1 protein-coding gene is annotated in these 360 nt (G+C 43.1%); it reads right to left on the bottom strand.

Annotation, left to right across the window (positions count from 1 at the left end):
- Positions 1-360 (bottom strand): HYR-like domain-containing protein (locus tag ACNG5D_RS15885; protein WP_472249520.1); only part of this gene is annotated, 360 nt, incomplete at both ends.

Here is a 360-nt window from a genome sequence, read left to right as displayed (position 1 = left end):
GATTGGTCATGGCCGGCACATCATCGATACATTCCACAGTAATGGCAGCTGGAGCAGCATCAAATACTGGGTTAGTCGTATCTTGAATAGTAATTATTTGAGTAGCAGTAGCGGTATTATCACAAGCATCAGTATAAGACCAAGTACGAGTAATAGTTCCACCACACGTATCACCAGATAAAGCAGAATCAGAACCAGTAACCGAACCAGCACCATCGCAATTATCTGTCCAACCAAGATTGGTCATGGCCGGCACATCATCGATACATTCCACAGTAATGGCAGCTGGAGCAGCATCAAATACTGGGTTAGTCGTATCTTGAATAGTAATTATTTGAGTAGCAGTAGCGGTATTATCAC

This window comes from Algibacter ulvanivorans (genome assembly GCF_048381495.1).
Classification (GTDB): Bacteria; Bacteroidota; Bacteroidia; order Flavobacteriales; family Flavobacteriaceae; genus Algibacter_B; species Algibacter_B ulvanivorans.
The sequence above is the reverse complement of the archived record's forward strand: the minus strand, read 5'-3'. Positions and strand labels throughout refer to the sequence as shown.